Raw genomic sequence first — 15,873 nt, 5'->3', positions numbered from 1 at the left:
TCATTTAAAACTATTTGAATACCTAATGAATTCTTCTAACTTTAATCTGGCTTTTCCTGAATCAATAATTTCCTCTGCCATATTTATCCCTTTCTCAAATGAGTCTGCTTTTCCTGCAACATAGATGGCGGCTCCTGCATTAAGGATTAATATATCCCTCTTAGCCCCTTTTTCACAATCTAACAGTTTCCTTATTATCTCTGCATTCTCCTGCGCAGTACCTCCTGTAATATCCTGTATTTTGGCTTTTTCTATCCCATACATACCTGGATTGATTTCATAGGTTTTTATACTCTTATTATTAAGTTCTGTCACTTTACTGTCACATGTTATAGTCAATTCATCTAAACCATCTTTCCCATGAACAACCAAGGCTCTTTCAACTCCTAGATTACTTAATACATGAGCAATCTTATCCATCATATTTTCATCATAGACTCCAACTATCTGTGCCTTTGCTTTTGCAGGATTAGCCAAAGGACCTAATATATTAAATATTGTTCTAAATCCTAGCTCCCTCCTGACTGGTGCAACATGTTTCATAGTCTGATGATACTTAGGAGCAAATAAAAAGCATATACCAATATCTCTTACCATTGATTCTGATTGTTCAGGAGTAAGATCAATATTAATACCCAATGCCTCTAAAACATCTGCACTCCCACAATTACTTGATACAGAACGATTTCCATGCTTAACTACTGTAATTCCTGCTGCTGCCGTTATCAGCGATGAGGCTGTTGAAATATTATAGGTTGAAAAACCATCTCCACCAGTACCACATGTATCCACTGTATATAGATCATTAAGGTTTACTGGAACAGCTTTTCTTCTTAAAACTTTTGCACCACCTGTAATCTCCTCAATACTTTCCCCTTTTATAGTCATAGCAGTCAAGAAACTGGCTATTAAAGTATTACTGACTTTTCCTGTCATTATCTTTTCAACACAATCCATCATCTCTGATTCTGACAAATCAAAACCTGATTTAACTTTATTAACAGCATCTCTTATCATATACAGCACTCCTTATCTATAAAATTTTTAATTAGCTTCTTCCCTTCATCTGTCATTATGGATTCAGGATGAAATTGTAATCCAACTATATCTAAATCCTTATGTTTAACAGCCATTATTTCTCCATCACTTGTTGCAGCTATGTTTTCTAAACATAAGGGCAAACTACCTTTTTCAATTGCCAATGAATGATATCTTGCAACTTTTAGAGGATTTTTAATACCTCTAAAAATATTGGTGTTATTATGTTTAATCAAACTACTTTTCCCATGAAATAAGGTTTTAGCATGGGTTATATTACCCCCGAAAGCTTTACCAATACATTGATGTCCCAAACAGATACCTAATATGGGAATCTTGCCAGCAATACTTTTTATAATATTAAGACAGTTACCAGCATCATCAGGTGTTCCTGGACCAGGCGAAATAATAACCTTCTTAGGATTAAGTTCCAATATTTCTTCTGCTGTGATTTTATCATTTCTATACACTCTAATATCATTTTCAAATTCACCAATATATTGATATAGGTTATAAGTGAAAGAATCATAGTTATCAATAATTATTATCATATTTTAGCCCTCCTTTTATAGTTACTGTCAGCTATTAATAGCCGTTATCAAACCTTTTACCTTGTTCTCAGTCTCTTCATATTCCATAACTGGGTCAGAATCTGCAACAATACCTGCCCCTGCCTGTAAATATAATGTATCATCCTTGACCACCATAGTTCTTATAGCAATACACATATCCATATCACCATCAAATCCAAAATATCCTATAGCCCCACCGTATATACCTCTCTTTTCTTTCTCCAACTCATCTATAATCTCCATAGCTCTAATTTTAGGAGCTCCAGATAAAGTACCAGCTGGAAGAAAACTCATTAATACATCAAACATATCCTTATCGTCCCTTTTTGTACCACCGACCAAGGATACCAGATGCATGACATGGGAATATTTCTGCACCTGCATAAAAGATTTTATTTCAACAGAAGATATCTTCGAGACTTTCCCCATATCATTCCTACCAAGGTCTACCAACATAACATGTTCTGCCTTCTCTTTTTCATCATTCAGTAAATCATTAGCCAATTCCTTATCTTCTTCATCATTCATGCCCCTTTTTCTTGTCCCTGCTATTGGACAATTAAGTATTTTCCCTTTTCTTAATTCAACCAACATTTCGGGGGAACTGCCTATAACATTGTAATCACCAAAATTAAAATAAAACATATATGGAGATGGATTTACTTGTCTGAGTTTCCTATAAAGTTCGAAAGGAGGTATCTCACTTTTCCCACTCCATCTTCTAGAAATAACCACTTGAAAAATGTCTCCCTCGTAAATATATTCCTTAGCCCTTTTCACTGCATCCTCAAATTCTTCCTGAGTACTATGACTATGAAATGAAACCTTCCCCCCATTGTTGCATCTCTCATTACATTTGATGTTTTTCTGGAGATTATTTTTTATAACATTAATTCTCTTATTAGCTCTTAGACTAGATATTTCATCTTCTTTTTCCAAAACAATGATATTTATTTTGTTAAGAAAATGATCATAGGCAATCAATTCTTTAACAAACATCATATGTAAATCTGGTAATTGCATCTTGTCGATATTTTCATTTGGCAGATATTCATATTGTCTTATAATGTCATACCCTACAGTACCTACAGCTCCTCCTACAAAAGGAATACTAATCGTATTACTCAAATCGTATCTCTCCAGATATGTTTTAACAATATCAAGGACCCTACCTTCTTCCTTCCTCTCAACTCCATTTTCACAAATGCATACTTGATTTTTAAATGCTTTAATTACTATAAAAGGATTAATACACAAAAATGAATATCTGCCCTTGGGCTGCTCTTTACTCTCAAGGAGAAAACCTACCTGATCTTTCACATATTTCTTAAACAGCGTTATAGGTGTCTCTGTATCACCCGAAATTGTTTCCACATAAGGTACTAGTTTAATTTTATCCATCACACTACCTCCATTTAATTCTGAATACAAAAAAACCACTCCACCCCCTATTGGGACGAAATGGTTTTTCGCTAATGCCACCCAACTATAGATTCAGTAATCTATAAGTCTATTATAATAAAAAACTTATAGAAACAAAAAAACGGTACTTCCGTCATGTTGAGACGAAAGACCGTTATACCACTCAAATCTATGCTATATTTTCAGATACAGAATTACATCGATATCCTAACTCAATAACGGGAGTTCCCGGCATCAACTACTCAGTCAACAACCTTTCATCTAGCATCTCATGGAGCCATTCCTATTCATCATCTATACCGTACCTCACACCTACCGACGGCTCGCTGTAATAAATTCAGAAAAGTACTCTTTCCAATCACAGATTTTTAAAATATTTTATCAGATTATAACATATTTTATTTTGTTTGTAAATATTTAAATTAATATTTTAATATTCTTCAACTTCTACTTCAAATGTATCTGGTTCAAAATAATACCAAGCAACAATGACTGTATCTTTACATTTTCTGACTCCAATTATATATCTTCCTTTTTCGTCTATACCTTCATATGCGAAATACACTGAATCATTATCATCTGTTTTAGGAATATATGAACCCTTATGATTGTCCTCATAGTCATAATCTTTATGTAGAATATCCATTGCTTTCTTTATGCCATTATAATCTTTCTTTGTTACATAATTCCCAAATCCCAATGAAAATCCTTTTTCACTATTGGCTATTTCTGTTTCTTCAATTTTAATGTTTACAGTATCATCTGATATACAGATCTCACCACTACCTTTATTTCCCCATAAATCATCGTTATATGAAAAATTTCCTTTACCATAATGGTCAAATTTAGTTTCTGTCTTTATTTCTGCGAAACCCTTTTCCTCTGAACTGCTGACTAATGTTATCATTGCACTTTTATTATCATCTGAAAAATCTAGTTTTATCATATTAACACCTTCATCAACATTAATGAATGAAGTATCGTACCATTCCCCTTCATATTTAGAAAAATCATAAATAGTGTTATCTTTATCATCTTCATCTGTTATATCCTGTGTTATAACTTCTTCTTTTATTTCTTCTTTATTATTTGCTGACAAATAATAAAATATTTTATCTCCAAACTTTACAGCTAACGGTTCATTTTCATCAGTTTTAATATTGAAATCAAGTGCTAACTCATGAATACTTGAGTCAGTGACATCTTGTATAATGATTTTTCCACCTGTTAATTCTTTCTCACTAATCATAGATGGAGAAGCATTAACTAACTTTCCCCCATGATAATATTCCTCTTGTATAGGTTGCAAATACAACTTGTCATTTAATATGAACCACTTGCCCATATATGCCTTAACTCTATTATCACCAATATACTGACTAAAATGGAATGAATAAGTTCTGTCACTATTAAATTTATATACTTCCCCATATCCAGCTGCAACATAAGGTGTTTCATGCCAAAACCCAACTAAGCTCTGTTCAACAACAGTTAAATTATTAGATAAAGCATTAAAGTTTTTTTCCGCTTTTAGTATTAAGTCTATATTAAGCAAATCATTTTCATTTAATAACACATTTATATCAGTAATTGTTTCCTTTGGCTCATACCAACTTTGCTTCCTAAAAAAATTATCATATTTTGAGGTACTAAATACATAACCATACTTAGCAAAAATTGCATTTCTTAATATGCTCAGATTTTCCTTTGATATATTACTAATTTCCTTAAATGTAAAAGTAGAATTAAGGTCTACTTCCATATTGTTTAATACTAGCTTGTATTCTAAGATATTATCGTCACTACCATCATTATTGTCAATAACTTCTATATCTTCTTCTACTTTATCTACATTTTCTAAATCAGAGTTATCTATTACTTTATCGGTATTACTTGAATTTTGGTTTTGGCAACCAACCAATAAAAATAATAGTGTAAATATTAACAAAATATTTTTTAACATTTATATTACCCTCCAAAATTTTTGAATGATTACCTGTAGCCCAATTATCAGCCAAAAAACTTCCTCTTTCTATCAATCATCTCATCAATACGCTCAATATACTGCTCCACATTCTTAACATTCTCAATTCTCTCAATCCTATTCTCATCCCTGAATACAATCTTAGAAACAGAACCTGCACCAAGAGCAATTATAGATTGCGCCTCTTCCATGATCTCAACATTATATATACATTCCATTCCTGTAGAACAATACCCCACATTTTCATAATTACCAACCATGTTTTTTTGCCTATACATATAATATGGGTTCAATCCTACCAACTTACATTCATGATAAACCATATCAATCATATCCCTGATTGTCTTATCACTAATCAAATCATACTCATTGATACTCTCTCTTAACCTAGAAGCCCGTTTTACCGCCATAGTATGAACAGTAACACTCTCAGGATTTAATTTCTTGATCTGTTCCATGGTCTGTTTAACGTCAGAAAAAGTCTCCCCAGGAAGCCCTATTATCAAATCCATATTAATATTATCAAAACCTGCTGTTCTAGCCATAGAAAAAGCACTATATATATCCTCAACTGTATGTCGTCTACCAATAATCTCCAATGTCTTATCATTCATTGTCTGAGGATTAATAGATATCCTTGTAACACCATATTTCTTTAATACTTCTAACTTAGCACCATTAATAGTATCCGGTCTACCTGCTTCTACAGTAAATTCCTCCAATGATTCAATATCAAAATGCTTATCTATCATTATCATAAATCTTTCTAACTGTTCAGCATTTAGAGAAGTAGGAGTGCCACCACCCACATATATGGTTTTAACCTTCTTACTAGCCAACAATTCTTTTGAAACATACTCCATTTCCTTTTCCAAGGCATGGAGATAATCCATAACACGAGACATCCATTTATCTATTGGATACGACGTGAAAGAACAATACAAACATCTAGTTGGACAAAAGGGTATCCCTAGATATATATTAATCTCATCATCCTTGTTAGTACTTAATATCTCCATCTCACTTCTTACAATTTCCATCATCAAATTAACTTTTGATGGAGATATCTTATAATGATTTTCAAGACAATATCTAATTCTATCTTCATCATCACCATATCTATCTATTAAATCAAACACTATCTTAGTAGGTCTTATACCTGTCAATATACCCCAAGGCTGCTTTATACCTGTTACTTTTGAAGCCACATTGTAAAGTAATCTCTTAAGCAATATTTTTGATTGTTTTCTTCTTTCGAGAGGTTCATTTGGTAAATCCTTAATATACTCCTTGTCCAAAGAAGAAGTTTCTATAATTTCACCATTTTCATAATAAGCAGCTTTAAAATAATCCTCACATACTACTGTTTCAATAGAAACACCTTGAGAGGGTATGTCTTCTACTATATCATAATCTTCTCCATGATAAAATAGATTAAGCAGCATTTTGATTTCATATTCATAATCATGACCTTTTAGTAATAAATACATTAAATCTTACTCCTATATATATTGAACTTACACAGCTATACACCCATTATAATAAGTTCAATATCTTTCTTGATTTATAAGTATAATAAGTTAACAATTACTGAAGTAATCATTTAAACCAACTTATATAATTAAATTTTCACATGATTAATATTAACACATGTATATATTCGTCTTTTTCTCATAACCAATAGTTGTTTGAAAACCATGACCTGGATAAACTTTTGTCTCTTCTGGTAAAATCATAAGCCTATCCTTTATACTATTAATTAATGTATTTTGTGGTCCATCATAAAAATCAGTTCTACCTATGGAACCAGCAAACAATGTATCCCCACAAAACAATACATCATTATCTTTATTATAATAACATACACTTTCTGGTGAATGACCTGGAACAACGATACAGTCAAACTCTAATTCACCAAATTCAAGAATATCTTTATCTCCAACAACTTCATCATTTTCTACTGCAACAACTGTTCTCATAAGATTCAAGGATAGATTTTTATTAGGGTCAGCCATAAGCTCCCCTTCTTGTCTACTAGTAAATACAGGCACACCATAATTATCCCTGATTGCATCTACTACTCCAATATGATCAAAGTGTCCATGTGTAATAAGAATACCCATTAATCTTAGATTATTCTCTTCAATAAATCTAATGATTCTATCTTCATCCCCAGCTGGGTCAATAACTACTGCATCTTTACTTTCTTCATCATAAACAATGTAAACATTTGTCTGCAAAATCCCTAACATCATTGTTTTAACTTTCATTATAAATCCTCCTCTTACAAAAAGATAGCTAAGAGTAATAACCTTCTCCTACTATCAATTTGATTAAAACTATGCTAAAACACTTTCTCACTATCTAAAAGTAAAGTTACAGGTCCATCGTTTAATAGCTCTACCTTCATATCAGCTTGGAACATACCTTGCTTTATTCCATCATATTTTTCATTAGCTCTCTTAATGAATTCATCAAAAATCATTCTAGCTTTATCCGGCTTAGCAGCTACTGAATAACTAGGTCTCCGTCCTTTTCTACAGTCGCCATACAAAGTAAAGTTAGGAACAATAATTATCTCACCTTCAATATCTTTGACTGACAGATTCATTTTATCATCTTCATCTTCAAATATTCTTAGGTTAATTATTTTATCAAGCATATAATCATATACTTTCATATCATCATTATCTAAAAATCCTACTAACACTAATATTCCTTTACCTATTTCACCTATCAATTCGCCTTCAACTTTTACAGATGCATGTTTAACTCTCTGTACAACAACTCTCATAATACTACTTATCCTTTCTAGCTATTGGTTCTTATTATTTCTTCAACACCTTCAATGTTTCTTAACTTTTTAGTAAGTTTATTCAATTGATTAACACCATTGATGTCCATAGTTACATTAAAAATAGATTTATCACCCTTATTGGAACGAGCATTCAATGATTTTACGGGTATTCTTTCTTCAGTTAATACTTTTGATACATCATACAATAAACCTACTCTATTAGAACTTATTATCTGAATTTCAACCTGATATAGACGACTAGATTCTTTCTCATCCAGACTTTGCCATTCAGCTTCAATCAATCTATGTCTTTCCAATTCTGATAGATTAATGATGTTACTACAATCCGTTCGATGTATTGATACACCTCTACCTCTAGTAATAAATCCTATTATTTCGTCCCCAGGTACTGGATTACAGCATTTACTAAATCTAACAGCCAAATCTTCTACACCTTTTACAACAATGCCACTTTTGGACTGCTTCGCTGTTGAAGTGTTTATATCAAATACTTCTTCAACTACTTCACTATTTTTATTGGCTACCTTAATTTTCTTTTTATATTCTTCATAAAGCCTATTGACTATCTGTCCTTCCTTCAAGCCTCCATGACCTATAGCAGCACATACAGCTTCCCAATCCTTGAAGCCATATTTTCTTTTAACGGCTTGTGTAAATTCAGGTTTGATTATATCACTAAGGGGTATCCCCTTGGCTTTTGAATATTTCTCTATTAATTCTTTACCTCTGACAATATTGTCTTCCTTGAATTCTTTCCTGAACCACTGATTGATTTTACTTTTAGCTTGTGAGCTTTTTATGATGTTTAACCAATCTCTACTTGGACCATGAGAATTCTGTGAAGTAATTATTTCAATTCTATCTCCATTTTTGATCTTATAATCAAATGTAACTATTTTTCCATTGACTCTAGCCCCTACCATTTTATTTCCTACAGCACTATGGATATGATAAGCAAAGTCAATAGGCGTTGAACCAGCCGGTAGATCTATTACATCACCTGAAGGTGTAAATGCATATACCTGATCGGCAAAAACATCTAAATCTGATTTGAGAACATCCAGGAATTCTTTATTATCAGACATGTCTCTCTGCCATTCCAAAATCTGTCTTAACCAATTTAGTTTTTGTTCCTCGCTCTGCTCCATTGACTGTGTTGTCTTACCTTCTTTATATTTCCAGTGAGCAGCAATACCATATTCAGCAGTTCTATGCATTTCATATGTTCTGATCTGCATTTCGAAAGGTTCTCCTTCTGGACCAATAACCGTTGTATGTAACGATTGATACATGTTAGGTTTTGGCATAGCAATATAGTCTTTGAACCTCCCTGGTATTGGTTTATACATTTCATGGATTACACCTAAGACTCCATAACAGTCTTTAACTGATTCTACAACAGCTCTTACTGCGAAAAGATCATATATTTGATCAATGGTCTTATTTTGTCCAACCATCTTTTTATAAATACTAAAGAAGTGTTTTGGTCGACCATCTACTTCTGCTTTTATTCCAATCCTATCTATTTCACCTTTTATATCTACAACAATCTTATCTACGAAGCTAATTCTATCATCTCTTTTTCTAGCTATCTTTTCAACTAGATCATAATAGGCCTCGGGATTAAGGTATCTGAAAGACAGGTCTTCTAATTCAATTTTAAATTTTGAAATACCTAATCTATGAGCTAAAGGAGCATAAATATCCAATGTTTCCTTAGCAATCTTCTTCTGCTTTTCTTCTGACTTATATCTTAGGGTACGCATATTATGAAGTCTGTCTGCCAATTTTATAAGGATTACACGTATATCCTTTGACATAGCCAAAAACATTTTTCTATAATTTTCCGCTTGTATTTCTTCTTTATCTGTAGAATAAGGGATTTTTTCTAGTTTAGTTACTCCATCAACCAATAGAGCAACTTCCTTACTGAATTCATTTGTAATATATTCTATTGTATATTCTGTATCTTCTACAACATCATGAAGTATACCAGCCATTATTGATTCTTTATCAAGCTCTAGTTCAGCTAACAAATGAGCAACAGCCAAAGGATGTATTATATAGGGTTCCCCTGATTTCCTAAGCTGTCTTTCATGTGCTGTCTTAGCAAGTTGATATGCTTTTTGAATCATAGAAAAATCTTCGGATGGATGGTATTTTCTTATTACTTCTAATAAATCCATATAAATTTTATCAGGCATTTCATCACCGCTTCTATTTACATTTTATTTAGTATTTCTAGTTTTTCAAACTGAATTATTGATGAATCTAATATATCTATATATTATAGTTTTTTTTCTTACAAAATGCAAGAATTATTGCACTCTAAACTTTAATCTATTCAGCATAATAATTTATAGAATAATATATATTATTATTTAGTATGTATTATACGCTATTACTGGATAAATGTTCTATTGAGAAAAAGAGATAAAAAATAATAAAAATAAGACCTTTACTTTAACTTATTCAAAGTAAAGGTCTTATTTTTATCCATGTATAATAGAATCTACATCATAATTTTTTAATTTATCTCTGCCTTTTAGGAAGTCAAGCTCGATTAAATATACTAACTTTACAACTTCTCCTCCTAAACTTTCAATTAATTCTACGGTAGCTTTTGATGTTCCACCTGTTGCTAATAAATCATCTATAATTACAACTTTATCGCCTGGTTTAATAGCATCAATATGCATCTCAATAGTCGCAGTACCATATTCTAAAGCATATTCTTTGCTTTTTGTTTTATATGGTAGTTTACCAGCTTTTCTGATAGGTAAAAATCCTTTACCCGTATTATAAGCTACTGGTACACCAAAAATAAAGCCTCGTGATTCTGGTCCAACTATGTAATCGAATTCAATACCTTCCAATTTAACTTGTATCTGATCGATAGAAGCCTTTAATCCTTCTGGATTTTGTAAAATTGTAGTAATGTCATAAAATAAAATACCTTCTTTTGGGAAATCAGGTACTTCTCTTATAAGAGTTTTAAGATCCATACTTCCTTACTCCTTTTCATATACCCTATAAGGAATTAATTAGACTATAATAATATAAAATAATGTATATCATTAATTACTTTTAAAAATAGTAGTGCCTTAAAAGGATATTTATTTATCAAATTTATATGTTTAACTTATAGCTTTTCAAACATAATTAAACATACAATATTAGTATACCAAATTTAATAGCTTCTAGCAAAGCTTTTTCAAGTTTTTATTAAGAAATATATCTCCTACATAAAAAACTCTAATAATTTAATGAACAATATAACTATAAAAGCACCACAAGCAAAAGGCATAAAAGCTACTAAACATTCAAAGCCAAAAAGATATATGAATACTATTAAACAAACCAATACTATTATTAAATCACAAATTAATTTACGTTTAGACCTTCCCATTAAGAGACCTCCAATAATAGATATAAATTTTGATATAATCCTTTTAATTATAATTTGTTTATTGAATATATTCAATATTACATCTATTATTTTTCATATCATTAAGACATTAATTCAATATAGCACATATAATGTATGTTTTTCAATAATATTATTTAAAGAACATATGTAATATTTCATTTTAAATTATTTTATTATATATACTTGATTCATCTAACTTGACTCTGATGCCTTTATTCAATTTAAAACTCAAATTCATATTCTCTACTCTATATTCTAATAATCTAAGTTCACTAAATACCTCTAGGCAAGTCAATAAGGTCAATATTTTATTTGGTTGTTCAAAACCCAGCAGCTGCATTAATTTAGTGAATATAATAGTTTCTTTCATTTGTTTTTCCAGATTCAAGAGGGTTCTATATATAGTTTCAAACTCTTTTCTAGTAGGAATTACTTGTTCATCTTGAAGATATCCTTTAGTTTTTCCATCAAAATTTGCATTTTTAATGTTATTGAATTCATCATAATACCTTTTTAATGATTCTACAAACTCATTATTAGGATTAATATCCTTCAACATGATTTGAGGTTTTTTAGTACCGTTCCATTCATTTATATTCAACGTTCCTAACAATGATATATCATGGGTCACATTAATATAATCATAGTACTGTGCCATCCCGAATCCTATTCCATCCAAATAATTCTTGTTATAATCTACTCTCATCTTCAGATGGTTACTCTCTTTACCTATTTTTCTAACATCATTAACTTTCCCTTTACATATGAATTTGGGTTCAGGATTTCCTACACCATAAGGTTCCAACTTAATAATTTCTTCTATAAGAGGTATGCTGATATCTTTTATATCTATTTCCATATCAGCAGTTAATTTTGGTATTAGTGTGTCAGATTCCATAGTATTTTCGGCATATTCATTGAGAATTTCTCTAAGTCTATCAATATTCTCTTCTTTCAATGACATACCAGCTGCCATCTCATGTCCTCCAAACTTCATAAAAAGCTCTTTGGTAGAACATAAAGCCTCAAATATGCTAAACCCATCTACACTCCTTGCTGAACCAGTAGCTACCCCATCTTCAATACTTAACAGTATACTTGGTCTATAATACTTCTCAGTAATTCTAGAAGCCACAATACCAATTACTCCATGATGCCAATTACTTGATGCTGCCACTATGATTTTAGTATTATCCATGTCAATATTTTCTTCGATTATATGTACAGCTTCATCAAATATCTCTTGCTCCAATTGTTGACGCAGAATATTTTCTTCGTTGAGTTTTTCAGCAATATCATCCGCTTTATTCTTATCTTCTGTGATAAATAATTCTATTCCTCTCTTGGCATCTCCAAGTCTACCAGCTGCATTTAATCTAGGAGCGATACGGAATCCAATTATCCCAGCCGTTATTTTATCATCTTTTTTATTTCCTGATACTTTTATTAGTGCTTTTAGACCCACATTCCAAGTATCTTTCATGGTTTTAAAAGCCAACTTGGTAATAATCCTATTTTCATCTTTTAAAGGTACTATATCAGCCACTGTACCAACAGCTACAATATCTAAATATTTCCATATAGAATCTATATTACCTAATTTTATTGATAATGCATGAATTACTTTAAAAGCAACACCTACACCTGCTAACATATCAAATGGATATCCGCAGTCTTCTCGCTTGGGATCAATTACAGCTACGGCATCAGGTATACTTTCTTGACATTCATGGTGGTCTGTTATTACCATATCCAATCCTAATGAATTAGCTAAATCTACTTGTAATATGGCTGTAATACCTGTATCAACAGTAATAATCAACTTTGTGCCACCTTGATGTATACTTTTTACAGCATCATCATTAACCCCATATCCTTCTTCTAATCTATTAGGTATATAGTAATCAACCTCTGCGCCATTTTCTTTTAGATACATATATAGAACAGATGTACTTGTGATACCATCCACATCATAATCTCCATATATAGTTATTTTCTCATTCTTATCTATTGCTGTAATGATACGTTCTACAGCTTTGTCCATATCTTTCATTAAGTATGGATCATAGAATTTGTCTTTATCTGCATTAAGAAACCTGACAATATCTTTTTCTACTACAATATTACGGTTAGCTAATATAGTTGCCATTATAGTAGACAGCTTGTATTTTTCAGATAATTCATCTACAAGTTTTTCGTTTTTCTGTTTTAAGTTCCAGATGTATTTTGGTTCCAAATAAACAACCTCCAAAAAATCCCCCTAGCAAAGATTTGCTAGAGGGATGTAAGTTCAATTATCTTTGTTGATGTGCCTGTTGAATTTTCTTTTCTTCTTTTCTTTTAAATACATACCATAATGGACTTGCAATAAATATAGAAGAATATGTTCCTGAAAGGATACCTACCATTAATGGTAGAGCAAATTCTCTAATCGAAGCAACACCAATTACATATAGTATCGCAACCATAAGGAAAGTTGTAAGTGATGTATTTATTGAACGTGACATTGTTTGACTTATAGATGTATCAACAACACCTTTGAAATCTCCACGTTTCATATATTTTTGATTTTCACGAACACGGTCAAATAAAACTATTGTATCATTGATTGAGTAACCAACAATCGTTAACATTGCAGCAATGAATGAATTATTGATAGGTACTCTGAATAATGAATATACTGCTAATACAATAAATACGTCATGAATTAATGCAACAACCGCACTAACACCGAATCTATAATCTTTGAATCTTAATGTTATATATATCAACATACAGATAGCAGCTAATATTATAGATAGCATAGCGCTCTTACGCATCTCATTACTGATTGTTGGACTTATACTTTCACTTTCAATATCTTCAGAAGTTATACCGTATTTCTCAATCAATTTTTCTTGTAATTTAGTTCTTGATTCATTATCTAATTTACTAGTTTTGATAATGACTTGTTTCTTATCTATAACTGCCTGGAATTGAGGACTGTTATCATTAGTCGCTTCAACAACTATTGGTGTCAACTCACTATCCATTTCAGCTTTACTCATTGTTTTTCCTATGTTAACAAGAGTTGTAGAACCACCACTAAATTCTATATCATAATTAAGAGGAGTACCCTTTGAAGCATTATATATTGGCATTGCAAGAAGTCCTATAACTATAATAACAATTGAGATACTAAACCAAACTTTTCTCTTTGCAACAACTTTGATAGCTCTTGTTTTTTGAGCAATACCGTATAATTTTTTATTCTTGATTCCTAATCCAGCAAAAGCTCCTAGGATAAGTCTAGTAATTACTAGAGCTGTAAACATAGAAACAATAATACCAATTGCAAGAGTTTGAGCGAAACCTTTGATTGGTCCAGTTCCCATTAGATATAGGATAGCTGATGCTATTAATGTTGTTATATTACCATCTAAAATAGCTGATGTAGCTTTTTTAAATCCAGCTTTCAGTGAAGCTCTAAGTGTTTTCTCAAGTGCTAATTCTTCCTTTATCCTTGAGAATATAATTATATTGGCATCTACAGCCATACCGATCGATAATATGATACCTGCAATACCAGGTAATGTTAATGTAATCTTGAATATGCTTAATATGATAATTACTAATGAAGAATAGAATACTAATGCTATGTCAGCAGCAAGTCCAGGTATTCTATAGAATATTATCATAAATAATAATATTAAAGCAAGACCGATAATACCAGCTTTTACACTTGTATTAACTGCTTCTTCACCAAGTGTTGCTCCTACTACATTTGATCTTAATTCTTCAAGTTCTAGAGGAAGTGCACCGATACGTATATTAGATGCCATTGCTTCCGCTCTTTCCATACTTCCCATATTACTGATAGAAGCGTTACCATCTTTGATTGGATCATTAACTATAGGTTCCATTATGTTTTCACCATTATAAGCAATGGCTATTCTTTGACCTACAAACTTTTTAGTAGCTTCATAGAATTTATCTTTTCCACTTTCATTAAGTTCAAGTGAGATAATATATGGGTCAATTTCTCCTGATACCATTTTTGCAGTAGCATTCTTAACATCTTGTCCAGTTAATACTACATTTCCTTCTGGATCAATGAATTCTAGTTTACCTGGTTTACCAAGTTCTTCTAATACTTCTTCTGCATTTGTTGCATTAGGAATATCCACATTTACACGGTCAGAACCTTCTCTGTAGACTTGTCCTTCCGTATAACCCATTCCATCTATTCTTTTTCTGATTTTAAAGACTGTGTCATCTAGTTCTTTGTCAGTTGGTTTATCTTTGACAGTAGTGTATGTTATACTAACACCACCAGCTAAGTCAAGACCTAATTTTACATTGTTTGCTCCACCGATTTCATCTTTTCCTACTCCTTTAACTGCTACAAATACAGAACATGCGATTATAACAACTAAAAGCAATAGGGTAATAATTTTTTTCCCCTTCATTGCAACAATATCCTCCTTTGTACATTATCATATTTAATTTCTAATTTTTTATATTGAATCTACAATATATTCTATAGATGTCAATATATATTAATTATTTTGTAAGTTATACTTAAATAAATATCAGACCTTCTATTCATATATATTATAACTTACATACT

Annotated in this window: 12 protein-coding genes; all 12 read right to left on the bottom strand. The window is 31.4% G+C overall.

Annotation, left to right across the window (positions count from 1 at the left end):
• Positions 1–1,017, bottom strand: a complete 1,017-nt coding sequence (gene trpD, locus HYG85_RS20750) for an anthranilate phosphoribosyltransferase (RefSeq protein ID WP_212691274.1) — start codon at positions 1,015–1,017, stop codon at positions 1–3.
• The gene (locus HYG85_RS20745; protein ID WP_212691273.1) at positions 1,014–1,589 is read right to left on the bottom strand and encodes an anthranilate synthase component II; all 576 of its coding nucleotides are present in this window, start codon (positions 1,587–1,589) and stop codon (positions 1,014–1,016) included. Before HYG85_RS20745 ends, trpD begins: the two co-directional genes overlap by 4 nt.
• A 27-nt stretch (positions 1,590–1,616) precedes the next feature.
• Positions 1,617–3,011 carry an anthranilate synthase component I gene (gene trpE / locus HYG85_RS20740; RefSeq protein WP_212691272.1) on the bottom strand — a complete coding sequence of 465 codons (1,395 nt, stop codon included), beginning with the start codon at positions 3,009–3,011 and terminating at the stop codon, positions 1,617–1,619.
• 451 nt (positions 3,012–3,462) lie between these two features.
• Entirely contained in the window at positions 3,463–4,995 is a 1,533-nt protein-coding gene (locus HYG85_RS20735; protein WP_212691271.1) for a YARHG domain-containing protein, read from the bottom strand.
• Between the two features lie 47 nt (positions 4,996–5,042).
• Positions 5,043–6,506, bottom strand: coding sequence for a coproporphyrinogen dehydrogenase HemZ (gene hemZ / locus HYG85_RS20730; RefSeq protein ID WP_212691270.1), 1,464 nt, complete (start codon positions 6,504–6,506; stop codon positions 5,043–5,045).
• A gap of 153 nt (positions 6,507–6,659) precedes the next feature.
• A complete protein-coding gene (locus HYG85_RS20725) occupies positions 6,660–7,286 on the bottom strand; it encodes an MBL fold metallo-hydrolase (protein ID WP_212691269.1) in 627 nt (208 codons plus the stop codon).
• A gap of 74 nt (positions 7,287–7,360) precedes the next feature.
• Positions 7,361–7,810 (bottom strand): D-aminoacyl-tRNA deacylase, encoded by a 450-nt coding sequence (gene dtd / locus HYG85_RS20720; RefSeq protein WP_113675535.1) that lies wholly within the window; start codon positions 7,808–7,810, stop codon positions 7,361–7,363.
• A 17-nt stretch (positions 7,811–7,827) separates the two neighbouring features.
• Complete coding sequence (locus HYG85_RS20715; protein WP_212691268.1) at positions 7,828–10,038, bottom strand: RelA/SpoT family protein; 2,211 nt, start codon at positions 10,036–10,038, stop codon at positions 7,828–7,830.
• A gap of 288 nt (positions 10,039–10,326) precedes the next feature.
• A complete protein-coding gene (locus HYG85_RS20710) occupies positions 10,327–10,839 on the bottom strand; it encodes an adenine phosphoribosyltransferase (RefSeq protein ID WP_212691267.1) in 513 nt (170 codons plus the stop codon).
• A gap of 236 nt (positions 10,840–11,075) precedes the next feature.
• The gene (locus HYG85_RS20705) at positions 11,076–11,243 is read right to left on the bottom strand and encodes a hypothetical protein (RefSeq protein WP_212691266.1); all 168 of its coding nucleotides are present in this window, start codon (positions 11,241–11,243) and stop codon (positions 11,076–11,078) included.
• A gap of 181 nt (positions 11,244–11,424) precedes the next feature.
• A complete protein-coding gene (gene recJ / locus HYG85_RS20700) occupies positions 11,425–13,500 on the bottom strand; it encodes a single-stranded-DNA-specific exonuclease RecJ (RefSeq protein WP_212691265.1) in 2,076 nt (691 codons plus the stop codon).
• A gap of 58 nt (positions 13,501–13,558) precedes the next feature.
• Positions 13,559–15,712, bottom strand: coding sequence for a protein translocase subunit SecD (secD, locus tag HYG85_RS20695; RefSeq protein ID WP_212691264.1), 2,154 nt, complete (start codon positions 15,710–15,712; stop codon positions 13,559–13,561).
• Positions 15,713–15,873 lie beyond the last annotated feature (161 nt).

Origin of the sequence: Vallitalea guaymasensis (genome assembly GCF_018141425.1) — a bacterium.
GTDB classification, from domain to species: Bacteria; Bacillota; Clostridia; order Lachnospirales; family Vallitaleaceae; genus Vallitalea; species Vallitalea guaymasensis.
This window is presented reverse-complemented; position numbering and strand designations above follow the sequence as displayed.